This window comes from Wohlfahrtiimonas sp. XWW7, from assembly GCF_056716055.1.
In genome coordinates, this window is record NZ_CP168032.1 from 1717244 (window position 1) to 1742789 (window position 25546).

The 25546-nt window shown below is 37.2% G+C and carries 16 protein-coding genes; 11 read left to right on the forward strand and 5 right to left on the reverse strand.

What is annotated here, in order from left to right; translation table 11 throughout:
• Positions 1-289: 289 nt before the first annotated feature.
• From ACA100_RS08280 to ACA100_RS08290, 3 genes are all read left to right on the forward strand, one after another.
• Positions 290-1918: a Na/Pi cotransporter family protein gene (locus ACA100_RS08280; protein WP_481077232.1), complete on the forward strand. Its 1629-nt coding sequence runs from the start codon at positions 290-292 to the stop codon at positions 1916-1918.
• A gap of 160 nt (positions 1919-2078) precedes the next feature.
• Complete coding sequence (locus ACA100_RS08285) at positions 2079-2303, forward strand: HP1242/YdcH family protein (protein WP_481077233.1); 225 nt, start codon at positions 2079-2081, stop codon at positions 2301-2303.
• A 136-nt stretch (positions 2304-2439) separates the two neighbouring features.
• Entirely contained in the window at positions 2440-2925 is a 486-nt protein-coding gene (locus tag ACA100_RS08290; protein ID WP_481077234.1) for a YajQ family cyclic di-GMP-binding protein, read from the forward strand.
• Between the two features lie 169 nt (positions 2926-3094).
• Here ACA100_RS08290 and ACA100_RS08295 read toward each other — a convergent pair whose 3' ends face one another.
• Positions 3095-6496, reverse strand: coding sequence for an FAD-dependent oxidoreductase (locus ACA100_RS08295; RefSeq protein ID WP_481077235.1), 3402 nt, complete (start codon positions 6494-6496; stop codon positions 3095-3097).
• A 197-nt stretch (positions 6497-6693) separates the two neighbouring features.
• On the opposite strand from ACA100_RS08295, the gene fumC reads away from it, so the two are divergent.
• Positions 6694-8088, forward strand: coding sequence for a class II fumarate hydratase (gene fumC, locus ACA100_RS08300; protein ID WP_481077236.1), 1395 nt, complete (start codon positions 6694-6696; stop codon positions 8086-8088).
• 67 nt (positions 8089-8155) lie between these two features.
• Here the strand turns inward: fumC and ACA100_RS08305 are convergent, their stop codons facing one another.
• Positions 8156-9103, reverse strand: a complete 948-nt coding sequence (locus ACA100_RS08305) for a hypothetical protein (protein ID WP_481077237.1) — start codon at positions 9101-9103, stop codon at positions 8156-8158.
• Between the two features lie 432 nt (positions 9104-9535).
• Here ACA100_RS08305 and ACA100_RS08310 point away from each other — a divergent pair, with 432 nt between their 5' ends.
• Positions 9536-13120 (forward strand): autotransporter outer membrane beta-barrel domain-containing protein, encoded by a 3585-nt coding sequence (locus ACA100_RS08310; protein ID WP_481077238.1) that lies wholly within the window; start codon positions 9536-9538, stop codon positions 13118-13120.
• A gap of 58 nt (positions 13121-13178) precedes the next feature.
• On the opposite strand, the gene ACA100_RS08315 is transcribed toward ACA100_RS08310, so the two are convergent.
• The gene (locus ACA100_RS08315; RefSeq protein ID WP_481077239.1) at positions 13179-15179 is read right to left on the reverse strand and encodes a BCCT family transporter; all 2001 of its coding nucleotides are present in this window, start codon (positions 15177-15179) and stop codon (positions 13179-13181) included.
• Between the two features lie 162 nt (positions 15180-15341).
• On the opposite strand from ACA100_RS08315, the gene ACA100_RS08320 reads away from it, so the two are divergent.
• Positions 15342-16217 carry a LysR substrate-binding domain-containing protein gene (locus tag ACA100_RS08320; protein ID WP_481077240.1) on the forward strand — a complete coding sequence of 292 codons (876 nt, stop codon included), beginning with the start codon at positions 15342-15344 and terminating at the stop codon, positions 16215-16217.
• A 2-nt stretch (positions 16218-16219) separates the two neighbouring features.
• Here ACA100_RS08320 and ACA100_RS08325 read toward each other — a convergent pair whose 3' ends face one another.
• Positions 16220-17113, reverse strand: a complete 894-nt coding sequence (locus tag ACA100_RS08325; RefSeq protein ID WP_481077241.1) for a tetratricopeptide repeat protein — start codon at positions 17111-17113, stop codon at positions 16220-16222.
• 30 nt (positions 17114-17143) lie between these two features.
• Positions 17144-19270, reverse strand: coding sequence for a YccS family putative transporter (gene yccS / locus ACA100_RS08330; protein WP_481077242.1), 2127 nt, complete (start codon positions 19268-19270; stop codon positions 17144-17146).
• Positions 19271-19393: 123 nt separating this feature from the next.
• Here yccS and ACA100_RS08335 point away from each other — a divergent pair, with 123 nt between their 5' ends.
• From ACA100_RS08335 to ACA100_RS08355, 5 genes are all read left to right on the forward strand, one after another.
• Positions 19394-20551, forward strand: coding sequence for a hypothetical protein (locus tag ACA100_RS08335; RefSeq protein ID WP_481077243.1), 1158 nt, complete (start codon positions 19394-19396; stop codon positions 20549-20551).
• Positions 20552-20652: 101 nt separating this feature from the next.
• The gene (locus tag ACA100_RS08340; protein ID WP_481077244.1) at positions 20653-22542 is read left to right on the forward strand and encodes a Na/Pi cotransporter family protein; all 1890 of its coding nucleotides are present in this window, start codon (positions 20653-20655) and stop codon (positions 22540-22542) included.
• 23 nt (positions 22543-22565) lie between these two features.
• Positions 22566-24023 carry a hypothetical protein gene (locus ACA100_RS08345; RefSeq protein ID WP_481077245.1) on the forward strand — a complete coding sequence of 486 codons (1458 nt, stop codon included), beginning with the start codon at positions 22566-22568 and terminating at the stop codon, positions 24021-24023.
• A 126-nt stretch (positions 24024-24149) separates the two neighbouring features.
• A complete protein-coding gene (locus tag ACA100_RS08350; protein WP_481077246.1) occupies positions 24150-24611 on the forward strand; it encodes a RidA family protein in 462 nt (153 codons plus the stop codon).
• 197 nt (positions 24612-24808) lie between these two features.
• Positions 24809-25450, forward strand: coding sequence for a hypothetical protein (locus ACA100_RS08355; protein WP_481077247.1), 642 nt, complete (start codon positions 24809-24811; stop codon positions 25448-25450).
• The last annotated feature ends 96 nt before the right edge of the window (positions 25451-25546 follow it).

Here is a 25546-nt window from a genome sequence, read left to right on the forward strand (position 1 = left end):
TGAATATTATTTGGGCGCAAAATATTATGAGTTTTATAGCAGATCTATTCAATCAATATCAAATTGCATTATTGAGTCATGATGAAATGGATTGATCGCCCAAATTCCCGAATATATCTACATTAATCACAACAATTGATCAGTATCCTGAGAGTTATGATATCGAAGATATCTTGATCGATGGCAGATCATAAAATGATCAAATGGAGGATAATGAACCATTATTCTTCAGAATATATTAGAATAGCGGACTTTTAAATTGTATTTCATACTCATTTCGAGGTAATGCATGGATTGGCAACAGATACTCTTCCATTTTTTAGGTGGGTTAGGTTTATTTCTTTTCTCTATAAAATTTATGGGGGATGGTTTACAAAAATCAGCAGGTAATCGTTTGCGTACGATTTTAGATCGTTTTACGACCAACCCATTTATGGGCATCCTAGCGGGTATTTTTGTAACGGTTCTGATTCAATCAAGCTCGGGCACAACTGTTATTACAGTCGGCTTAGTGAGCGCAGGATTGATGACATTACGCCAAGCAATCGGCGTTATTATGGGTGCAAACATCGGCACAACCATCACAGCATTCATCATTGGTATTGATATCGGTGAGTATGCTTACCCAATCTTATTAATGGGTTCAGTGATGTTATTCTTCTTTAGATCAGCAAAAATTCAAAATTTTGGTCAAGTGCTGTTTGGTTTTGGTGGTTTGTTCATCGGTTTAGATTTGATGAGCAGTGGATTATCTCCACTAAGACATCTACCTGTATTTACCTCATTGATTCTCGATATGAGCCACAGCCCAATTTTAAGTGTGATTGTGGGTACTGTATTTACTTTAATCGTGCAATCATCCAGTGCAACCATCGGTATTTTGCAAGGTTTATACGCAGAAAATTTAATCTCGTTAGACGCGGCATTGCCTGTATTATTTGGTGATAATATTGGTACAACGATTACCGCAGTATTGGCGGCGATTGGTGCAAGTGTGATCGCAAAACGAGCGGCTGCTGTGCATGTATTGTTTAATGTTATGGGCACTGTGATCTTTTTGATTTTATTAGCGCCATTTACTCAGTTCATGATTTGGGTAACGGAGCTTTTACATTTAGAACCAAAAATGCAAATTGCATTTGCACATGGTACTTTTAATATCACAAATACATTGATTCAATTACCATTCATTGGTTTGTGGGCATACTTAGTGACAAGATTGTTGCCCGAGCATGAAAAGAAAGCAGAAAAAGTTGCGCTCTATTTGGACGAAACTTTGATTGAAGAATCCCCAGCTATTGCAATCGGCCAAGCGAAAAAAGAGGTCATTCATATGGGGAATTTAAGCTTGGATGGCTTGAAAGCTTCTTTGTCTTATTTGAAAACTAATAATCTTAATGATGCAGAACTCGCAAAAATTTTGGAAAAAAATATTAATCTGTTGGATGAAGAGATCACGAAATATCTTGTAAAGATTTTCCCTCATTCCATTACGCCACAAGATTCTAATGAGTTACAAGCGATGTTGAATTTGGTGTGTGATATTGAACGAATTGGTGATCACTCAGAAAATATCATCGAACAAATTAACTTTATGTTAGAGCGCAATATTACATTGAGTGATATTGCTCGCAATGAAGTTTATGAGATGTTTGAATTGACCATTAAATCTGTGGCATTGTCGATAGAAGCCTTAGATAAAGGTGATTTATCGAAAGCGCGTCGTGTTTATGAATTGGAGGATGAAATTGATGAAATGGAGCGCTATTTAAGAAAGCAACACATTCATCGATTGAACCAGTTGGAATGTAATGCGAAAGCAGGTTTAACTTATACGGATCTATTATCTAACTTAGAAAGAATTGGTGATCATGCTCATAACATTGCTGAAATGATGTTTGAAAAAAGTAAGTTATAAGTAGTATAAATCGTATCAAGCCTTAGCGCTAAATCATTGGTGCTAAGGCTTTTTTATTGGGTGAAATTTGATTTTGATCACTCATAAAAATATCAAAATACTATTTTAATATAAATTCGGTATGGTGGAGTTTCGTATCACACTATTGATAGGAGATTCTATGCTACAAGAATATAGAGATATTATTTCTAAGTTAAGAGTTGAAAATGCGCATTTTGCCAAGCTTTTTGAGAAACATAGTAATTTGGATCATAAAATATCAGATGTGACAGGCGGTAGAGAACATATGGACTACATTGAGCTGGATGGTTTGAAGAAGAAAAAACTACAACTCAAAGATAAATTACACGCAATGTGTGTGGCATATCAAAAGGCCAATGTTTAATAGTTAGTAGAGATAGAATACAAAAGGGAGCTAGTTATTGAGCTCCCTTTTTACATTATAGAAATGATTGTGCCATGGTTTGGGATTTTGCTATATCATCTAAGGTCGTTTAATTTTAAGAAAAAAGGAATTGATTATGCCTTCATTTGATATTGTTCTGGAACCAGATATGGTTGAAGTTCGCAATGCTATGGATCAATCAATCAAAGAGATTGAAACGCGCTTTGATTTTAAAGGCACTGAAGCCAAATGTGAATTGAATGATAAAACTATCGTGCTTTATGGCGACAGTGATTTTCAGCTAGAACAAGTGCTGAATGTTGTGGTTTCAAAAATGGCTCGTCGTAATGTGGATATTCGCTTTTTAGATTTGAATGCAAAATCAGAAAAGTCGGGTAAGATCGTCAAACAATCCATCGCAATTAAATTTGGCCTTGAAACAGATCAAGCTAAAAAGATCGTAAAAGTGATCAAAGATGAAAAAATGAAAGTGCAAGCCGCAATCCAAGGTGATAGCGTTCGAGTGAGCGGTAAAAAGCGTGATGATTTGCAAGAAGCGATGGCGATATTAAGAGAAAAAGTTAAAGATTTGCCATTGGCATTTAATAACTTTAGAGATTAAGTTAAATCTTTAATAGCTATTATTAATTAAAAATGGAGCGTTCAGCTCCTTTTTTATTGTGATATACCCCAATAAAAATCTCGCCCGAAGGCGAGATATATTCTGTCATCAATACCAAGCATCAATTCACATTGCTCCTGTGGGAGCAATGTTAAATATAGCGAGTTTATTATTGATCAGCCTTTGATAGGATTCGGTTGAACCAAGCAACGTTGATCACATCTAATAATCTATTTTGGCTTGTACGCGCTGTAAGGTTATCTAAGTCGATTTCCTTAACATTTTGATCTTGACCTGCACAAGTGAATACAGCTTTGGTGCGTTGTTTTGTTACAGGATCAATTTGCCATTGTAGACATTGGCCGCAAACGCCCTTCATCATACATTGCATTGGGCTACCAACGGTTCCCATTACTTGAACATCAGGTTTAAAGATGTCAACCAAACGGCCTTCAGGTGACAACTCTTTTTGCAAGCCTTTTAATAAACCTGTAGAACCTAAAGCGAGCATACGATCAATCGACGATAAATCCACAACGCCATCATTGTTTAAGTTTTCAAGTAATTCGATCATATCTGTTGCCACAACTGAAGAATCCTGTGGGCGACGAGCTTCTAATTTATCGCCTTTTTGTACACTCCAAATGATCTGATCTGTACTTGCTTCAAGCTCATCCATTTTATCCATTTCAGAAGCTTGAGCGAGCGTTGCAATATAAGTGATCTTGTTACCTGCTTCACGCAATACAGGTGCTAAATCTAGCATGATTGCTGTACCCCAGCGGCCAGCCATGATTAGGATATTCTTATTCGTTGGAATATCAGTTGGTGCGCCTGTTGGGCCTGCCAATACTAAACGATCACCTGGTTTTAATCGAGAGATTAAACGTGGTGCAACGCCCCATTGGAATACCATCAAACGAATTGCACCATCTTTAGAGCCTGTACCAGATGCCGTAAACAATGGAATCTGCATGCGCGTATCTTCAATGATCTGTCCATCCACTTCATACGTTTGTAAGCGGAAGAATTGGCCAGGTTTGAAGTTTTTCGCAACGAAAGGTGCTTTTACCCAAACTTCAGCAACCGCAGGATTATCGCGATTCACAGATTGAACAGTGACTGTTAAGCCTTCAGTCATTGTTGCGCTCAATTCATCATTCGATAAATGGTTCGCAGGCAATGCTTTCATAGATTCAATCACTTGATCTGCTGTACGTTTTGCACTTGTGATGGCTTTTACAACGTTGCCGTTGAATGTTGGGTGCGTATCACCAATGTATGAAACGCGATGATCTTTATGCTCGTATGATGTGAATGGTGCGAAATCATCTTTCACATTTTTCTCACGATCATATTCAACTTTATTGCCTAATAAGTCGAAGCCTTGGAAATGGTGTTTATCTTCAACTTCGATCGTACCATGTTCTGTTGCATAAATTGTATTAGGCGAAGTACCTGCGGCAACTAAGACTGTGCGTGCAGGAATTGTGATTGTTTCACCATCTTTCGTGAAAGTAATGGTTTCAATGTGCCCATATTTATCTAAGTTCACGCCTTGAGGATTTAAAGATTCACCGTAGAAAATACCTTCTTCAAAGGCTTTTGTGATCTCTTCGTGATTCAATGTATAAGCGGGTGATTCTTGCATTGTACGGCGATATGCCAATAAAACACCGCCCCATTTATGCAATAAAGGTGTGAAGTTTGGTTGCTCATCTGCAGCTGCTGCACGTTCACGTTCTGCTTTGACTTCACGGCCATGAGCAATGAATTCATCTAAAATGTCTTGATCTTCTGGTGTAAAGATTGCAGCACGAACAGCTTCTTCACCCAATGTATCCACACGATGCAAAACTTTCTCCACTTGCGTGATGTAGTAAGCTTGCATTTCTGTTGCCGCATCCACTGCTGTTAAGCCGCCGCCGATCACAACTGCTGGCATGCGAACCTGTAATGTCGATAGGGAAGTTTGCTTAGCAGCACCAGTTAATTGCATTGCCATTAAAAAGTCAGAAGCTTGGCGCATACCGCGAGCCAATGAGTTTTCAATGTTCAATACACGAGGTAAACCTGCGCCAACAGCCATTGAAACGTGATCAAAACCTAATTCAAATGCATCTTCTAACATCAATGTGCCGCCTAAGCGAACACCGCCAAAGATTTGTACATTGTTACGACGAGCCAATACTAAATAGATTAAGCGCAGGAAGTTTTTATCCCAACGCACTGTAATACCATATTCAGCAACGCCACCGAAGCCATATAAAATACGGTTGGCTAAATCTTCTTCCAAAGATGACCAATGCTCAACTGGGCCATTAATGATAGCTTCTGGCAATGGTTCGATTTTTAAACCATCTACAGCCACAACATGGCAACCTGCTTGTGATAAATAATGTGTCATCGTAAAACCAGCAGGGCCCAAACCTGACACTAATACTTTACGATTATTGCCATCTGTTGGTAAGTAAGCTGATTGTTTTAATGGATTCCAACGTGTGAAAATGTCATAAATCTCAATGCCCCAAGGCAATTCTAAAACACTTGTTAATACGTTAGTTTCGATTTGTGGAATATTTACAGGCTCAGTTTTTTGATAGATACAAGCCTTCATACAGTCATTACAAATACGATGGCCTGTTGCAGGTACCATTGGATTCTCGATCATGATCATTGCTAAAGCACCGATCACATGACCAGATTTACGCAATGTGATCATCTCAGAGATTTTTTCATCCAAAGGGCAGCCTGTTTGAGTATTACCAAATGTATCTTTCTTCAAGCCCAATTCAGGTTGAGCTTTTTTAACAGGGAAACCTTTACTACAGAAATCACCTTCGTGATCGTGGCAGTATTTGCAGTAATCCACTTCGCCAGCGATGTCATGATCACACATGCGATTATCTGTTAAATGGAAACCATCACGGCGGCGCTCTTTGCCATCACCTTTACGGACAGGAATACCTTTAAAGGAAATTTCTTCATTGCTCACTAGGTTAGCTGGATCAACGCGCTCTGGGAATTTGAAAGAAACCCAACCTTTAGTTACCGCTTGGCCTTCTTCTGTATTGAGCGCTAAAGCACCCCATTCAAAGATCTCTTTTTCTGCGTCGGAGCCAACTTCTTGTGCCAATGCATATTTTGCTAAATCAAATTCAAAGGTTTCAGCTGTTGCGTTACTTTTTGCCATTAAACTGTCAGACAATGCATCAAAAGTTTCAGTGATCTCTTGCTTGTAGCGTTTAGCTCCGCGCTGAATGAAGCGATCCTTGAAACGTAACACAGTGGCTTCATCTTCTGCTTGTGTGAAGTAGAATCCTGTTTCTTTTTGAATTTGTAATGTATTGGCAATGAATAGGTTCAGTGCTTCAGCAATTTGGATCTGCAATTCTGAGGTTTCGATTTCGCTGAGCGTTAATTCTTGTTGGCGCCAAGCTTCAATTTGATTTTTTAATTCGGGTGATAAACTATTTAAAAATAGTTGGTCAAGCGACTCTAAGCCTTCTTTGGTTTTAAGGGCATCAAATGAAAGCGCAAAAGGCTTCCAGAGTTCGTCAAAGTTGGTCATTTCAGTCATCCTACACTAAAGTGGTCGTTCATATTTCAAATATTAAATAGGGCGATATTGTAACGAATATTTTGATTTTATGTTGCGATGTAAATCATCATTTTATTCTGTGGGTTGCTTATTTATAAAATAGGTATAAATTGAATGGCTTTAATGAGCTACATTTAAAATACATTGGTTGAATCATGGAGGATACGATGTCAAACGAGTTTCGCATTGAAAAAGATACAATGGGTGATGTTAAAGTGCCTGCGGAAAAACTTTGGGGCGCACAAACACAACGCTCCTTAGAAAATTTTAAAATCTCTACAGAGAAAATGCCAAAAGATTTAATCACAGCGATGGCGATTGTTAAGCGTTCAGCGGCGATTGTGAATAACGAAGCAGGTTTGTTAGATGACAAGAAAACGAAAGTGATCTTGGAAGCTTGTGATGAAATCATTGAAGGTAAACACTCGACAGAATTCCCATTGGCGATTTGGCAAACTGGTTCTGGCACACAAACCAACATGAATTTGAATGAAGTGATTGCAAACCGTGCAAGTGAATTATTAGGCGGTGAACGTGGCGAAGCACGCATGATTCATCCGAATGATGATGTGAATAAATCACAAAGCTCCAATGATACATTCCCAACAGCGATGCACATTTCTGCTGTGGTTGCGATCCAAGCACATTTATTACCAGCATTAGAATCTTTAACAAAAGTGTTGGATGAAAAATCTAATGATTTCAAAATGATCGTGAAAATTGGTCGTACGCATTTGCAAGATGCAACGCCATTAACATTGGGTCAAGAAATCTCTGGTTGGGTTGAGATGTTAAAAAATGCTCATCGCCATATCAAAGGTTCATTGCCACATTTATCAGAATTAGCATTGGGTGGTACAGCAGTTGGTACTGGTTTAAATACACCACCAAAATATTCTGAAAATGTTGCGCGTGTGATTGCTGAATTTACAAAGCAAGATTTCATTACATCACCCAATAAATTTGAAGCGCTGGGCACAACGGATGCTTTAGTTTATACGCACGGTACTTTGAAAGGTTTAGCTGCATCATTGATGAAGATCGCAAACGATGTTCGTTGGTTGGCTTCTGGCCCTCGTTGTGGCATTGGCGAAATCCGCATTCCTGAAAATGAGCCAGGTAGCTCAATCATGCCAGGTAAAGTGAATCCAACGCAAAGCGAAGCATTGACAATGGCATGTGCACAAGTGATGGGCAATGATGTTGCTGTGAACATTGGTGGCATGAATGGTAACTTTGAATTGAACGTATTTCGCCCGATGATCATCAATAATTTCTTGCAATCAGTGCGTTTGTTGGCGGATGGTATGAATAGCTTCAATGAGCATTGTGCAATTGGCATTGAGCCAAACTTAGAGCGCATTGATGATCTATTGAATAACTCATTAATGCTAGTAACAGCATTGAATCCGCACATTGGTTACGACAAAGCAGCGAAAATCGCGAAGAATGCTTATCAGAAAAACCTAACATTGAAAGCATCAGCTTTAGAATTAGGCTATTTAACAGAAGCTGAGTTTGATGAATGGGTAATCCCAACCAAAATGGTGGGTAATATTTAATATTATTCGATAGTCATTTAGGGAATAGAAGCCATTCGAGAGAATGGCTTTTCTTTTTTTAAGAATTTTATTCATTATGATTAGGACTTATAGTTCGTAAGATGGAATAGACATTGCTGAGCGTTGGGATATTATCATTTTGATATTCAACAAGAATATATTGTTGATTACGTGCATCATAGTAAGTATAAATGGCTGTGTATGATAAATTCATATTGTGAAAGAAAATTGCACCATTTTTCTCTTTGTATACTAGATTTTGATTGTGTAGATATTGATCGAGATCGAATGAGTCTTGAGATTTGGGAATCACTGCGATATAGATTGTATCTACATCTTTTATTGCTAAGGAAAAAATCTTTGAGCCATCTTGAGGCTGGTTAATATCCATGCCTGCAATGCTACCAATAAAATTTTCTGTCAACTCAGAAAATTGATATTGCTCTGAATTGGGTATTTTAATGGTAATATTTTGATTAATATTGTGGTTAGTGCCTTGGTATTCAGTGATGAGATTTTCATTATGAAAGGCTTGCTGTATAGTTTTTATATTGTTAGTTAATGATTGAACATTTCGATTAATATTCTGTTTTATCAGTTTGAAGTGCTCCGTATCATTCTTTGTTGGTGTGAGATATAGAGTGATTAAACCATTACGAGAGGCAAGCACAGTTCTGCCGAGTATGTCTCTTTCGATCTTAAATCTTTGGTCGAATACAAAAACCTGTTGATCATTAGTAGGCAGCATAATGGATTTGTTGATTTGATTAATCATTTTGATTTCTGTAGGTGTGACATCGAAAAAAATATGATTTTTTAATTCTGAAAAATAATTTGTTAGCTCGCTTTCTACTGAGCGAGAATTCCCATAATAAGAAGGCACATCGAAAGAATAATCAGATATAAAATAAGTTCCATATGCTACGGAATCTTTATTCATATGATTATAATATAAATATCCACCAACCAATAATGAGATAATCAAGCTGCTAAAAATCCCTATGATGATTTTCATTCTATATTCCTAGTTTTATGATTCGTTGTCGTATTTTGAGCTTTCAATAGTAGCATTAAGTTGATGAATAGATCCTGCGTTTTGTCAAAGTACAGTAATCGTAATTTTACTTTGGCTTAAACCTCTGCCAATGGCTACAAGGCTATTAAGCTATAAATTATTTTATAAATATTATATTTAAGATTTTATTAAATATAAAATCAATTAATTATAATAAGCTTTATGTCGATAAAGCTAGAAAATATAATCATCTATAACAACACAATTTTCCTTAATTGAATAGTGAAATGTGTGTATAAAAATAACGCGAGAATAAATAAAAAATTATGGATGAAATTATCTATACTTTAAATATAAGCATTAATGTTATATAGCTACAATTAGTAAAAACAATCAATATCTGATTATAAAATTTAGTATAAGGTTGTGAGCATGAATAATATTTTTAAAATCGTTTGGTGTGCTTCAAAAAATTGTTGGATGGTGGTTTCAGAATTAGCAGCAGGTGCTAAAAAAAATAAGGCCAAAGCAATTAAAACCGTGGTTATTGTATCTTTTATTGGATTGTTACAGAGCGCTATTGCTCAAGCTAATGCCATTACAACAGACGGAAATGGTTTATATGGTATTTATGATAACGGTGCAAATCTTAGTAAAGTAGTCATTACGAATGACAATACAATTAATACTAGTGGTTTAGGATCTCATGCTATCTATGCCGTTAGTACAAAAGGCGCACATATTGTAAATAGTGGCGATATTTCTATACAAGGTAGTGAGTCAGTTGGGATTAAGGCAGAAATTAATAATACAGGTGCAAGTAGCGATGGCATTATGATCATTCAAGACAATAGCACCATTCAAACAAGTAATTTAGGTGACTTAAATAATAATGTTAATTCAAGTGGGATTAGGGCAATTATTTCGGCCAAAACAGGCGATATTAATATTAAATTAATGGATTCGGTGATTAATGTAGATGGTCGTAATAGTGATGGGATTATTGCGCAGAGTCTGGATAGTGATGCGAATTTAGATATTAATATAGAAACTAATGGTGGCACAATTGATACCTTAAAAAGTGGGCAGGCAAAGAGTGGATTGGGGAATCTTGGCATAGCGGTCACTCAAGCAGATCAAGCATCAGGTGATATTAGAATTGTTAACAAAGGCACTAAAATTACGACAGGTGTAGATGTTAATGGTTCAGCATCTTTATCATCTGCAATTTATGCTGTTCATACAGGTGTAAATTCTACAGGTAATATTTATATTCAGAATAATGGTGATTTACATACTCGCGGTTTTAATGATAATTCCAGTGGCATTTATGCCATTCAAGGCGGTGCGGGTAATACAGTCATTAATAATATGGCGAATATCACAACAACGGGCAATGATGCTAGAGGCATTTACTCTAGTAGTTACGGCAGCGGCGATGTAGTTATTAATAACTTGGGCAGCATTTCTACTATGGGAGAAAAAGCTCATGGTATTAATATTTATGATCAGAACTCTACATTTACAGGTCGAGTTCGTGTTATGAATACTGGAGACATTCATACAACGGCTCATTCAACAGATGGGATTAGAGTTCATAATAATACTCATAACAATGGGATATTAATTCAGTCTTTAGCTGGTGTCATTGAAACAAATGGCGGTTTTTCACATGGGATTTCCGCCTTTAATAAAGGCGTGGGACAAAGTAGCATCGGTATTGAAAATTCATCTAAAATTATCACAACAGGCGGCAGGATAACACCAGCAGATAGTCAAGGTGCGATGGGGATTTATATAGAGCAACATCATACAGGTAATGTGAATGTTCTTAATAAAGGTAAGCTATTGACTTCGGATCAAGCCATTCGTTTATTCAGTTATGGTAAAAATAATGTTGTCACCAATTACGGTAATATTAGTACGAAAAATTATAATCAAGAGAATATTCATAATCACGGTATCTATGTTTCGTTACATGATCATGATCAGGCTACAACCATTAATCATATATCAGGGCTCATTACCGTGGAAGGATTACCCAGAAAAACAGGTAATTCCATTGGTATCGCATTGACATCCATCAATGCTGCAAACAGCCAAATTAATTTGGTCAATGGTGCTCAGATTGATGCTGCTAGCGGAATGAGTGGTATTCAAGTGATTAATCCTGGCAATAGTGAAATCAATATATCTGCAGGCTCGAAAGTACAAGGTGGTGCGGATTCTGGTATTAATGTCAAAAATGGCACGATTGTTGTTAATAATGCTGGAACGCTCAGCGCTACAAATGACCGCGTCTTTAAAATTGAACCAGTTGATTCAGTTAAAATTAATAATATGGGCTCAATACAAGGCTTTATTTCTACCCAGCCAACCTCTGGGGCGGTGGATTTGGATAACGATGGTAGTTTTTTGGTTCGCCAGTTAGCAGATAGTACTTATTCCATTAATTCAACAGATTATACTGTTGATACTAAAAAAGTTGCGATCTCTTATTTTAATGAAGGTATGATCAATAACAGAGGCACCATTGAGTTAATGACAGTGAATGGCTTAGCGAATAATGATCCTACAGGTGAATATGTGCCAGTAGGTGCTTTAAGCAGTGCAAATGAAGGTATTCAGCATGGTCAGTTATTAGATGTTAAAGAGTTTAATCACAGTGGCGAGTTAAATTTAGTGGGTTCTGGATTGTCTGGCAATGTGATGGTGATTAGTGGCGGTAATACAGCAGGTACTAACGGTAATGGTACATTCATTACCAATGGCGGTACATTAAAAGTCGCGACGACTTTAAATAAAGGTGGCGCAGATAGCCGCAGTGATATGTTGGTGGTGGATAATCTTCAAAAAGGTAGTGAATCTACAAAAATAGATGTCACGATGGCTGCTGGCAGTCAGGATGTCAAAACTGTAGGTAGTGGTATTCAAATAGTCAAAACATTAGGTACACAAGATGCAGGAGCATTTGATTTAGCGCATGCTGTGACATATGGACATTATGAATACCTATTATTCAGTGATAATGGTCAAGGTGATTCAGATGGTTATTATTTGCGTAATTATTTAAAATATCCTCTTGATCCACAAACTCATTTACCCAATCCTAATGTTGGCGCAGCATTAGGTAATCAATATGCAGCGGCTCATATGTTTAATCAGAATATATTGGACCGTCGTGATAATGTGCGTGTGCCAGATCAAACAGTTTGGGGGCGAATTCAATATAATGAAGTACGCACCAATCATATGAATGATACACAAAAACTGAGCATTGATAATACCTTGATTCAATTGGGTGTAGATTTATACCAAGATCATGAAAAAGGTCATATTGCTGGTGTTTATGCAGGCTATGGTAATAGTGACATCAAAAATATATCGCGTTTAACAGGTAGTAAAGCAGAAGGTTCTGTCGATGGTTTCCAAATTGGTGCTTACTATAGTTGGATGCCACAGGCGGATCAAGGGCCTTATGTGGATGTCTGGGGACATTACGCTACCTATCATAATAAGCTTAAAGGTAAAACACAGCGTGGTTTAGAGAAAAAATATGACGGTTATGGTTTTGCAGTATCAGCAGAGGTGGGCTATGGCTTCATTATGAGTGAAAATACTCAAACTAAATGGATTTTAGAGCCACATGCTCAAGTCACGTATAACTATATCAATATGGATGATTTTACGGATCATAATAATACGCGCTTTAGTGACAATAAGAGCAAAGGATTTGATCTGCGTTTAGGTGCAAGATTCTACGGTTATCATCCCGAAGATAACGGCATATTACCTTTTGTTGAGTTAAATTGGCTACATAATGGAATGGACAATGATGTTCATGTCAATGGTTCTAAAGTCAGTAGTCGCATTGGCCGAAATGTGGGTGAATTAAAATTAGGATTCAAAGGCAACTTAAGCAAAGAATCTAGTATTTTTGCGCATGTTGGTTTAGAAAAAGGCAGTAACAAGTATAAGAAAACTAAGTTCCAAGTTGGTTTTAATTATAATTGGTAAAATCACTCGATAGTGAACTACCCCAAAATTGGACATAACTTTTGGGGTGTTGTTTTATTTAACGAACACGTTGTAGAAAATGTAAATGCTTTTCATATTGATCAATGATATCTGCGATCAATTGAGTGTGACTATAACCACAGATATTGTATTGTTGAGAACCTTCTTGTAAGTAAACTTCAATATAATATTGTGAATCAGGTGTCTCGGATTGTTCACCAATAAATGTTGGTACTGAAACCTCACGCACCCAACAACCATACATGAAATTACGTTCATCGCCATGATCAACATATAAACAACAATGATCTTCGGCCTCTTCCAAAGTTGAAGATAATCCATTTTTCTTGAAAACTTCAGTAACTTCTCTCATTGCAGACACAATATCATTTTTCAAAAAGTCTAATGCTTCGCGCTTTTGAGGCATAGAAATTAACTGTTCCAGTTGTTTTTCCCAGCCCACTTCTTGAATGCGCGCTAAACTGCTAGGTGTTGCACGATTAATGTGTTCCACGCTATCGCGTTTAACTTGCTCTAAATGTAAAGCTTTGAATAATCCAAATCCCACTAATAATAATACAGGTGCAAAAGGTAGAGCGGATGCTAATGATGCTGCCTGAAGTGCTGACAGAACATTTTGTCCGCCTGCGATGATTAAAGCTCCTGCCACTAATCCTTCAGAAATAGACCAAAACATGCGTTGTTGCACAGATGTTCGGTAGCCATCTTTTGCCGTTAAAGTATCGATGACTAATGAACCTGAATCTGCTGATGTCACAAAGAATGTAAAAATCAATACTGTTGCTAAAAGGGAAGAAATGCTAGCTAATGGTAAACCATCTAAAAACTGGAAGAGAGATGTGGATGTATCAGTAAAAACTTGATCAACTAATTGAGGCATCGTTCCACTTAAAATACCATGTAGTGCTGTATCACCAAATACTGTTAACCAAATGATCGTAACGCCAACAGGTACGAATAATACACCTAATACAAATTCTTTAATGGTACGACCACGTGAAATTCTTGCCACAAACATACCAACAAATGGAGACCAGGCGATAAACCAAGCCCAATAAAAGAGCGTCCAGCCACCCAAGAATGATTGGGTTTGATCATTATTAACATAAGCATAATTATTGAATGTCATCTCAACTAAAGACGAGATATATACACCAATATTTTGTCCTAATGTTTTGAATAGGAAAAGTGTTGGTCCGACAATGGCCACAAAAATTAACAAGATGATCGCAAGTTTAAGATTCCATTCTGATAGACGACGAATGCCTTTATTAATACCTGCCATAACAGAAAAGGTTGCCATTAGTGTAATGATCGCAACAAGAATGAGTTGGGTCATAACACCAGCGGGGATATCGAATAAATAATTTAAACCTGAATTGATTTGTAAAACACCTAAACCAAGAGATGTGGCAATACCGAACATGGTGCCAAATACAGCAAGTACATCAACAGCATGGCCAATAGGGCCATAAATCTTATTTCCAATAATGGGATGTAGTGCTGAACTGATGCGAAGTGGCAAACCTTGTCTAAAGCTGAAATAGGCTAATGCTAAAGCAACTACGGCATAAACGCCCCACGCATGTACACCCCAATGAAAGAATGTTAACTTCATTGCTTCACGGGCTGCGGCAGCTGTTCCACCTTCTCCTACAGGCGGATTAGCAAAGTGCATAACGGGTTCTGCTACACCATAGAAAATCAAGCCGATTCCCATTCCAGCGGAAAAAAGCATTGCGAACCACGATAGATTGCTGTATTCAGGTTGGCTATGATCAGGTCCTAATTTGGTTTTACCATATCGACTAAAAGCTAAAATTAAAGTTAGTAGTAAATATAATCCCATAGCTAATAAATAGAACCAACCAAAAGTATCGATGATCCAGCTTTGCATAGTACCAAACCAAGCACTTGCTTGATCTGGTGCCGCAATCGTAAAAATGACAAATAGAATGATCAAAATGGCGGAGGGATAAAATACGGGCGGATTAATGCCTGCAATGACATGTTTTTTAGATGTGTTGTGTTTATTCATAAGTGAATGACAGATAGTTCCTTCTTGTGTAAATGAAATGATAGGCTCGAAGTGCGCTTTAGAATCGCACGCGATATGGAGCCATAATTTTGAGTGGCTAGTATTTTGCAAGAACAAGCATTATTATAAAAATGATATTTTTTAATAACATTATTACGAATCATGATACAGAGTAAAAATTTTAATCGGCCATTGGATCTTGTTTTACTAAAGACTTTTGTTCAGGTTGTTGATAGCAAAGGATTTACAGCAGCATCAGAACAGTTGAATTTGGCACAGTCTACAGTGAGTGTGCACATTAAACGGTTGGAGAATATAGTGGGGTATCCATTATTGGAAAAACGCCAACATGATCCTAAGCCAACAGTTGTTGGTGAAAGAGTATTATTATATGCGAGAAGATTACTTCAGTTGAACACTTTGGCATGGCAAGATATCTATGAAGAGCGCATTAAAGGTATCGTGCGTCTTGGCATTCCGGACGATTATTTGGTTTATTTGCCTAAAGTTTTAGGTGAGTTTGAGCGCAAATTTCCAGATGTGGAATTACAAGTATATTGTGGTTTAAGTGTGGAATTATTAGAGATGATTAATACTCAGCAGCTAGATGTTGCGGTCACAACTCGTCAACCGAATACACCAGGTGGAGAGGTTTTATCCAAAGAAAGAACAGTGTGGGCAGGGGCTTTAACATACGATATTGCAGATCGTTCACCTTTGCCATTGGCAATTTCTCGTGATCCCCAATGTGTGTTTAGAAAAAGAGCAATCGAAGCACTTAATGCCGCGGATATTGCATGGCGCATCGCTTATACAAGTACAAGCTTATCAGGATTAACTGCCGCTGTTACAGCTGGTTTAGCTGTGACTATTTTAACACCATCCATGATTACCCCGAATGTTAGAATTTTAGGCGAAGAAGATGGTTTGCCCGAATTGCCTTTCACAGAAATTGCATTGCATTTACAAGCAGAAAATACTTTGAATGAGGCGACGAAGCGCTTGGCAAATGCAATTCGTCGCGCGATTAAAGCTTAGTTTTATTGCTGCTCTGGCGGGCAACTTAATAGAAAGCCATTACTACAGCTCTCATTTTGCCAATGAATGGCAGCATTAATGTCTGGGTTTGTACCAATGCCAAACCAATAGAGAATGGCTAAAGCACCTTGTGCGGCAGCATCACCTTGAATGGCCATGCCAACGGTAGCTTTAAAGGCCTTTTCATGATTAAGCTCTGTACCTAAGCCTTCTGAATCCATGGAAAATAATATCTCAGTAGCATTGGCATCGCCCTGTTTGGCAGCTTTAGTTGCCCATTCGTATGCTGTTTTATAATCTTGTTTGACACCAATACCTAAGGAATACATGCCTGCCAATTCACTTTGTGCATAACGAGAACCTGCATTGGCTGATTTCTCATAATGGAAAGCCGATTTTTCAAAATCTTGCTTTGTGCCTAAACCGATCATGTAGATATAACCAAGGTATTGATTAGTAGAAACATTGTCAGGATCACCTATATATGATTGTTCTGCCCAATGGAATGCTTTTTGAAAATCTTGTGGTACGCCCAAACCTTGTATATAGGCAGCGGCTAAATTTGATTGAGCAATAGGATTGCCCTGATCAACTAAAGGCATGATCACTTCGATACTTTTGCTGTAATCTCGTTCACCACCAATGCCCATTTGATATAGCGTGGATAATAGTAAACGCGCATCAGCATCCTTGCTGTTTTGCTCTATAGCTTTAACAAGTTGAGAGCGTGCAGCGGCAGGATCTCTTAACTCTGTTGTGTTGCCGCTGAGATAAGTGTAAGCCTTGAGTAAATTGGCTGATGGTTCCATTTTAGTATCATCTGCAATGGCAAAGCTTAAAGATAATGATGCACATAATGCAATCATTAATGCTTTAGGTTTGAGATATTTTGTCATGATTACGTTCCTTATCATTTTTATAATGGATTATGCTTTCATCACAGCTTGTGATGTTTGAATAATCTCAGGCAGAATTTGTAGCATCAATTGTAACTGTTGGATCACTTGATAATCAATGTTTGTATAATCATGTTCATTGAATGTATCTAAAGTTTCTTGTATGCCATTTACATATTCTTTGGCTTTATGTTCATCAATGTCATTACTATACAAAGCTTCATAAATAAAGTGCTCGATATTGTTGAAGATGGTCAAAATATCGGATGAAAGATTCGTCGCACGATGTACGCCTAATGTAGAAATATAGCTGATCAATGTGTGATTCAGCGTTAGGAATCTGAATGCTTGATCAATCAATGCATGATTAACTTTCGGCTCATTGGACATAATGCTGATCAATTCAGAAAGATCCGCTGAGTTTTCATGTGCTTCACGGCGAGCATAGCGATAATCCACATTGTCAATGCGAGTTGCTTGATATTGTCTATGGGTTTGTTTAAGGTAGTTGGCATTGTCGTGATTGGCTGTTTCAACAAGGCTTGGCAAAGTTCTGTAATGCCAATCTGGCCATAAAAAACTCACGGCCAATAATGCAATGCCAGAGCCGATTAATGTGGCGAAAATTCGTGGCCATGCGACATCCCAAGAGCTTTCGCCCGTTAAACTAAAGCTGAAAAATACGAGCAGTGTGATGAATACTGTTGCAAATGCATGGCGAGAATTTCTGAATAAGAAAAACAGCCATGCGCTGATGATGATGGCAAAAATCTGTGTTGCCAAAGTATCAAAGAGATAGACAAAAAATACGCCGAGAAAAATGCCAGAAACTGTGCCTATGAAGCGAATTAATACGCGTTTTTGTGTGGTTGCATAGTTGGGCTGGCAGACAAATAGACTTGTCATAATGATCCAGTAACCATGTGGCAAGTGAGTCAATTGAATGATGGCATAACCAATGGCAAAAACGAGGCTGATGCGCACAGAATGTCTAAATAGTGCAGATTTAAGTGTTAAATGTTTTTTGATTCGGCTATAAGCATCATGGATGCTAGAAACTTCATCTTCGACGATGTTATTGTTGATGGCATCTTGTGAAATATAATTCACTTGATTGATCTGTCTGAATTGTTTATCAATTCCTTCCAAGTTTTTCATGATGTTTTGGAGCGACATTCGTAAGGATTGGGAAATGTTTGCCTTTTGTATCGCATCTTCCAAGGTTTTGAAGTAACGCTCAAAGAGCGGATTATGTTCATAAGGTTTGCGATATTTAATGCTGTAAGCAATCTTCTCGCAAGCACTGGCTTGTAGTGACATTAATCGTGAAATGCGAAAGAGAATGTCGCTATTTCTTAGTTGATCACTTAATTTCTGGTAACTGATGTGAGAGGAGGTTGCTCGCTCGTGAATGTCTTGGGCGACAAAGTAATAATTGAGCATGATGCGCACGCGTTTGTGTCCTTGATCACCGCGCAGGCGATTAAATAAAGAGCGCTTACTTTGATTGAGTGATTGAATCAATGATTGATTAATATTGGTTAATTCCGCTGTTTGCAATTGAAAGCCATTGGTTTCATCGGGATCAAACATTTGTGCTTTAGCATTTAAAAATTGGCTCAGCATTTTGAATGAATGATTCAAGTATTCATGAGTTGTACGGATTGGTTGAACCATAGATTCGATCCAAGCGATTAATCCGTACCATAAAGTACCAAGCAGTAATAATGCTGATAATGTTAAAGGATCTTTAAATAAACCTACGCCCAACATTGTGTAAGTTGCCATTAATAGCGTGCCAAAAGAGATGACGGAAAACATCTGCCCCAATGCGCCAATGATGGTGAAGCAGAAACCTGACACAATCAAACCGATTAAAAATAACCAAGGATAAGGAAAGAGTAATTCTACAGAAATAGCAGCGATGGCAAAGCACACTAATAAAATACTCAGGTTAATTAATCTTTGTTTCGGGCTTGCATCAATGTCTGAAATCGCAGCAGCAATGACGCCCAATGTTAATGGAATGATGGCACGAATTTCACCCATCAAAACAGGAATTAAAGTTGTGCCAAGGAGCGCAATGATGATACGGATACTGAATAAAAGATTACTGTGATAGAAAATCTTTCTTGTGCGATCTATTTGAATATTCATAACTATTTTAGTCTGTGCTCAATATTATGTGTGCGCCTATTTTACTAAATTTTAATGACAATTTTATAAAAGTATTTTAATTGTATAATGTGGGCTCTCGAAGTTATCAAGTTTGGTGAAAAGATGAAGAAAAATGGCTCTCATTTGTGTGCAATCGCAATGTTTGTATCGTTGTATATTGGACAATCGAGTTTTGCACAGTTAGACCACAAAGGTTTAACCATTTTGGACAAAGCAGAAAGTGCTTTAAGTGAATCTTTTACATTGCCAGAAAGTCAATGGTTTGGCCGAGATCAAACGTCTGCCAATGCTGATATTGATGATTATTTAGAAGATTTGATTGAGCGATTAGAGCTACCTGAGCTATCTTCTTTGCGTAAAAATTACTTTAAAGTGGAAACGCGCATTGGTGAAGAGCGTAAAACTTTACGTGAGTTGCGTGAAAAACGTTTATTTTCAGTTTCGGAAGAATCTAGTGCATTAATGAAATATACGCCAACGGATACTTTAAAATCTTGGACAGCATCAACACGTGGTGATTTTGATCAATTGATCGAAGCACATGAGAAAAATTTAGTTGAGTTAGAAAAAAGCTTATTAGAATTACGCAGTGCCATGAGTGATGAATTGGCAAAAGCTGGTGTGAAGTTAGATCCTGAGCAGTTGGATTTTCTCTACACGACTGTGACAGGCGAAGATACGATTCGTGCAATTATGTTATTCAATAGTGCAACGGCTGTTTCTCAGCAGTTACAGCATTTAATGGAAACCAATGCACAGGATTTCGAGGCAGTGAAACGCTATTACGGCATGGCGACGATTTTGCATCGTATGGTTGTGAAGATTCAGGAGAACTTTATCTATAAATTAGAAGAAATTTATATGGTGCAGTTGGAATCTTATAAAGCGGAAGCGAAAAGAAGTATGGCAGATGCGAAGCGTTTAAAAGCCACAGCAGATAAAGAACAACGTAAAGTTTTAGATAAAAATATTGAAGCCAATCAATTGGCATTAGAGGCGATTGATCGTTATATGAAATATCTTCAGGATCAAGCAAAAAATTCTAAAGCGATTTTGAAAAAAGCGCAATCCCGAGAAGCTATTGCCATGAATACTTATTCAACGGTGAAAGTATCTTTGGATGTTTTATCTTTAATGCAGGATAGTCAGCGTGATTTCCAAGCATTTTCCACGATGCAAGTGCCAGAAATTGTACCATTTGATAACCCTGAAATTAGAAAAGAGTTTTTGAACATCACTCATAAATTAAATGGTTCATAGTGAAGGTCGATTGGGAAATTTATTTTTTAAAGAAAGTTACCTAATACAATGGATTACCGCTACAATATGGAGCTCTCATCAATAACTCTAAGAATAGTAGTATGGATAAAAATCAAATTCGCAATGCACTATTTTTATTGGTTGCAGCGCTTCTCATATATTCGTTTCAAGGTAATCCTAGCTGGATAGAATTGTGTTCTGGCTTGGCATTTTTCCTATTTGGCATGCAATGCATGACAGATGGCTTACAGCAATTGGCTGGCGGAAAGCTTGAAAAGCTATTGGCAAAAAGTACATCCAAGCCGTGGAAAGCTTTTACATTTGGTGGCGGCGCTGCGGTTATTTTGCAATCCACAACGATCGTATCACTATTGGTGATCGCATTTATTAATGCATCTCTGATCACGTTAGCGGGTGGTTTTTCCATTCTTTTGGGCGCTTATATTGGTTCAAGTAGTGGCATTTGGCTATTAGCGCTAGCTGGGCAAAGTATGAGTTTGGCTGTGATCACTTATCCGATGTTAGTTTTGGGTGTTTTAGCTTCTTTTAATGGCGATAAAAGTAAAGCCTTGGGAAGAGTCGTGATTGGTATAGCATTTATTTTTCTTGCCATTACGCATATGAAAGCAGGTTTTTCTGACTTCACAACAAATTTTGATTTTGCACAATCTAATATTGAAGGATGGCAGCGTTTTGCCATTTTAATGGCTGTCGGCTTTTTGGCAACTATGGTTTTACAATCAAGCCACGCAACCATTATGTTAATACTAACAGCATTAGATCTTTCGCAGATTACACTGAATGATTCTTTTATTTTGACTGTTGGCGCTTTGTTAGGTAGTACGATTTCGACAGCCATTATTGGTTTCATTGGCGGAAGCCGAGATGGTAAACGGCTTGCGGTTGCCCACATTATTTTTCACTTTGCCGCAGCATTGGTTATTTTAGCGTTGATTTCTCCCATTACATTATTGAGTAGTTTTCTGGGGGAATATTTTGAGCTCAATGATATGATGGAGCTGGCATTTTTTCATACATTGTTTAATGGCGTTGGTGTATTGATGTTTTGGTGGATTCAAGCGCCTGTTATTCAATTATTGAAACGCATCATTCCTGATGAAGAGAAAGGCCCAGCAATCGTTGAAACCGCAGAAACAATTTATGAAGCTGTGGAAGATGAAAAGCCGATTCAAGCTAAATATCTTTTGCCTCAATCACTCACAATGCCAGCAGCTGCTATGGGGGCTGTTTTTAAAGAGATTCGTCATTTAGGTGAAGTGAGCGGTGAAGTGCTTTGTTTATCGCTTAACATTCCTTTAGAAGATATTGCAAAAGAAAGTTTTGATGAAGAGAGTTTTTTAGCAAGCCATACAATAGCATCTGTGGATGCGAATATTCTGTATCAAAAATATGTGAAAGGTTTATACGGTGATATTTTGATTTATATGAGCCGAATAGATTTTTCGGATTCGGACGATGCAGATTATTACCAAGAGTATCTTTTGAATTGTCAAATGGTGACGTTATCATTAGTGGATGCAGTGAAGTCTAGTCGACATTTACAGAAAAATTTTAATCGTTATCTCACGGTTCATGATAGTATCATGCGAGACTTTTATCAGGATCTAAAACTTTTTGTTTATACAAACATGCGCTCACTTTATGCGTTATACAGTACTTTAGAAGATGATTTAGCAGATCCTACCAAGCGAGAAGAAGCTTTGGCGAAAATTGATGGCTTATTAGAAAAGAGCAAACAATTCGAGAGAGTTTTTCGCCGCGAGTTATTTATGGCAAGCCGTCAAGATGAAGTGAATGCATTCAGCACAAGTTCTGTGATGAATGATTTGAGTTATTGTCGCAAGCTCATTAAAAGTCTATTCGGTATTTTGCGATTTACGATCGAAAGCCAAGCTTATCCTTTTGTGAATAGTGATCAATTAAAGCACGAGAAAGAGGCAGAGCCTGTCGTAGAAGCAGAACTCTCATAATAGTATTAAAAAAAGAGGTGCACATGATTAAAGAATCATTGAAAATCCATGGCCACCGTCAGTTTGAGATTAAACAAAAAGTCTCTTTTGATCATGCCAAGGTGAAAGAAATTAAGTATCAAGTGGAAACTTATTTCTTTTTACCAACAGCGTTGCAATTGAATCCACAATCTTATTCGACACAAGAGTTTCAAAAATCTTTGAAAAACTATGTGCGTTTGAGTCCAGCAACGCATAAATTAAAACATTTTTATAAGAAAAAAGCGTTATTAGAGAAATTATCCATACAGTTGCAAGAGTTATTAGAATCGGGCGATAAAATTGATTTAGATGAATACGAAAATGCATTGAAACGTATAGCTTTAACATATAAGCGCAGTTTGCGTTTAGCTGTGAAGGCTTTGCTAAAATCACCCAATCAGAAAAATGATGAGAATGTTACGCAGTTTTTGCAAGATATTGAAAAAACTATCGAAATGTATAGAGGTTTAGCGCCACTCTGCACGGAAATCGAAGGCAAGATTACTTCCAGAGCTTTTGAGTATTGTGATGAATATATTTCGTGGATTACGACATTTTATTTGAGAAAGTTAATCACAGAGCGCCAAATGCCATGTCGAGTTGCCATCAGCAATGCTTGGCGCGATGAAATTAATTATAGGGAAGAGAAATATCCTGAAAGTATTGCAAAGCCAGGTGAAAGTAATGAAGATGTCTTGTATCGTTGGAGTGCATTAAAGCGTTATATTAGTCGATATCTTTTTTTAGACATTAGCCATAAAAAAGGTGCGCCAATCTTATTGCATTCTATTTATAGTATCGCTGCGGCATTTTCTATGATTTTTGCAACTGTGATTGCATTCATGTGGCAAGGAAAATATGGTGCGCTGAGTATTAATCTATTCATTGCGATGGTTGTGGGCTATATGTTTAAGGATCGCATTAAGGAGATTGGCCGAGATAAATTGTATCGAATATTTCAGAAATGGATTCCTGATCGCAAATTGATGATCTATCGTGAAGGTTTAAAAAAACCTATTGGCATTTGTAAAGAATCATTCCGTTTTTTGTCTCATGATGAATTGCCAGAGGAAGTTCAAGAACTTCATGCAGAAACTTACAGTGAAGTTTTAATGAATAATCAGCGAGAAGAGGATATTCTCTTTTATAAAAAAGAAGTGCATTTAATCAATCGCGCCAATTTGTTTGAAAAAACTCGTTTTCCAATCGCAGATATCACGCGTTTTAATATTTCAGATTACTTAAAATACATCGATATTGCGTTTGAAGAATTGCCTTTTTTGGATGAAGATGAAACGCCAGTTTTGGGTGAAAAAATTTATCATGTCTATATGATTCGTCGCATTCGGATGGATAACAGTAATCTAGCAACCGAGTTGGTGAAAATTGTGATCGATGTTAATGGAATCAAACGCTTGGAAGTATTGAAATCACTGGATTTTAATGAGAAAGAAAAATAAATGTGAATAATTTGCGTCTGAAATTTATTCAGAAATGCACGAAAATTATCAATTCGCGCTATAGTAAACAGGTATGAGCAAGATGATTGAGTTCATACACAAACACAATTAGTTTAAGGAAGTTTTATGAAAAAAACATTAGCAGCATTAATTTGTGCATCAAGCATTATGGGCGGCGCTATGGCAAATGATATCGTGCGTACACCTGCACCAAACAATTTCCCAATTTCAACAGTAGTTGAAGTGCCAAGCAATGTTAAAACTTACTATTTAAGTGGCGTTGTACCAGCAAAATTGGAAGATGGTACTTTTGGTAATACTGAAGCACAAACTGTTAGCGTTCTTAAGGGCATCGAAGCTCAATTGAAAGCGAAAGGTTTGGAAATGTCTGACATCGTAAAAATGCAGGCTTATTTAGTAGCAACACCTGAAACTGGCAAAATGGATTTCGCAGGTTTCATGAAAGGTTACAACCAATTCTTTGGTACAGAAGCTCAACCAAACACTCCAGCGCGTTCAACTTTCGAAGTTAAAGCTTTGTACTTGCCAGAATGGTTTGTTGAAATCGAAGTAATCGCAGTTAAATAATTTCTTATTCAATTAAGGTAATTATGCAAAATTCTAAACAGCGCCCGAAAGCGCTGTTTTTTTATTTGATAAAAATTAGATAATTGCGAATAAAAAATACGAATCATAAAAAATATTTTTATAATGTGCTATATTCCGTTACCAGAAGATGGATAGAGAGTATAAATAGTTAAAAATAAAAAAAGGATCGTGGCACTATGATGCTATTTTTAGAGACAATATTTGCATTTCCTGTTGTGATTTACACGACATTGTTGCTGATCTTTGTGTTTTTCTGGTTGATTGGCGTTATTGATATTTTTCAATTAGATAGTTTGGATATTGATGCAGATGCTGATGCAGGTCCTTCAAGCGCTTTAGGCGGCGTTTTATTAAAATTTAAACTGCATGAAATTCCTTTTACTGTGGTTGCGACTTTTGTTTCACTTTTTGCTTGGTTAAGCAGTTATATCATTTTCCGATCATTTCAAATGCCAGTTAAAGAGATGGCATTTTTGTATTATGGTTTGGGTTTTGCCAATATTATTATCAGTGGTGTGATTGGTTTATTTGTCACATCCATTGTATTGAGACCGTTTAATCATTGGTTATCGAAACTCAATAAAGCAGTTACGCATAAAGATATTTTAGGTGAAGTTGTGATTGTTCGCACAAGCGTTGTGAACACCAAAAAAGGTGAAGCCACATATAATGATGGTGGCGCAGGAATGATTTTACAGATTCGATGTTCCAATGATGAAAATGAATTAACGCGTGGTAGCGAAGCCATCATCGTCAGTTATCATCCTAAAGGTCATTATTACGAGGTGATTCCTAAAAAGAAATTTTTCGGTTCATAAAAAATTATAGATTTAGAAAATTTAAAGCATTAAAACTAGCAGTATCAATAATATAAGATTCAAATAAGACTCACATTATTTTTAAATTGATTAGAT

Excerpts from the sequence above, each read along its gene's own strand:
- ACA100_RS08280 (WP_481077232.1), top strand. The coding sequence starts at position 290 with ATGGATTGGCAACAGATACTCTTCCATTTTTTAGGTGGGTTAGGTTTA.
- ACA100_RS08285 (WP_481077233.1), top strand. The coding sequence starts at position 2,079 with ATGCTACAAGAATATAGAGATATTATTTCTAAGTTAAGAGTTGAAAAT.
- ACA100_RS08290 (WP_481077234.1), top strand. The coding sequence starts at position 2,440 with ATGCCTTCATTTGATATTGTTCTGGAACCAGATATGGTTGAAGTTCGC.
- ACA100_RS08295 (WP_481077235.1), bottom strand. The coding sequence starts at position 6,496 with ATGACCAACTTTGACGAACTCTGGAAGCCTTTTGCGCTTTCATTTGAT.
- fumC (WP_481077236.1), top strand. The coding sequence starts at position 6,694 with ATGTCAAACGAGTTTCGCATTGAAAAAGATACAATGGGTGATGTTAAA.
- ACA100_RS08305 (WP_481077237.1), bottom strand. The coding sequence starts at position 9,103 with ATGAAAATCATCATAGGGATTTTTAGCAGCTTGATTATCTCATTATTG.
- ACA100_RS08310 (WP_481077238.1), top strand. The coding sequence starts at position 9,536 with ATGAATAATATTTTTAAAATCGTTTGGTGTGCTTCAAAAAATTGTTGG.
- ACA100_RS08315 (WP_481077239.1), bottom strand. The coding sequence starts at position 15,179 with ATGAATAAACACAACACATCTAAAAAACATGTCATTGCAGGCATTAAT.
- ACA100_RS08320 (WP_481077240.1), top strand. The coding sequence starts at position 15,342 with ATGATACAGAGTAAAAATTTTAATCGGCCATTGGATCTTGTTTTACTA.
- ACA100_RS08325 (WP_481077241.1), bottom strand. The coding sequence starts at position 17,113 with ATGACAAAATATCTCAAACCTAAAGCATTAATGATTGCATTATGTGCA.
- yccS (WP_481077242.1), bottom strand. The coding sequence starts at position 19,270 with ATGAATATTCAAATAGATCGCACAAGAAAGATTTTCTATCACAGTAAT.
- ACA100_RS08335 (WP_481077243.1), top strand. The coding sequence starts at position 19,394 with ATGAAGAAAAATGGCTCTCATTTGTGTGCAATCGCAATGTTTGTATCG.
- ACA100_RS08340 (WP_481077244.1), top strand. The coding sequence starts at position 20,653 with ATGGATAAAAATCAAATTCGCAATGCACTATTTTTATTGGTTGCAGCG.
- ACA100_RS08345 (WP_481077245.1), top strand. The coding sequence starts at position 22,566 with ATGATTAAAGAATCATTGAAAATCCATGGCCACCGTCAGTTTGAGATT.
- ACA100_RS08350 (WP_481077246.1), top strand. The coding sequence starts at position 24,150 with ATGAAAAAAACATTAGCAGCATTAATTTGTGCATCAAGCATTATGGGC.
- ACA100_RS08355 (WP_481077247.1), top strand. The coding sequence starts at position 24,809 with ATGATGCTATTTTTAGAGACAATATTTGCATTTCCTGTTGTGATTTAC.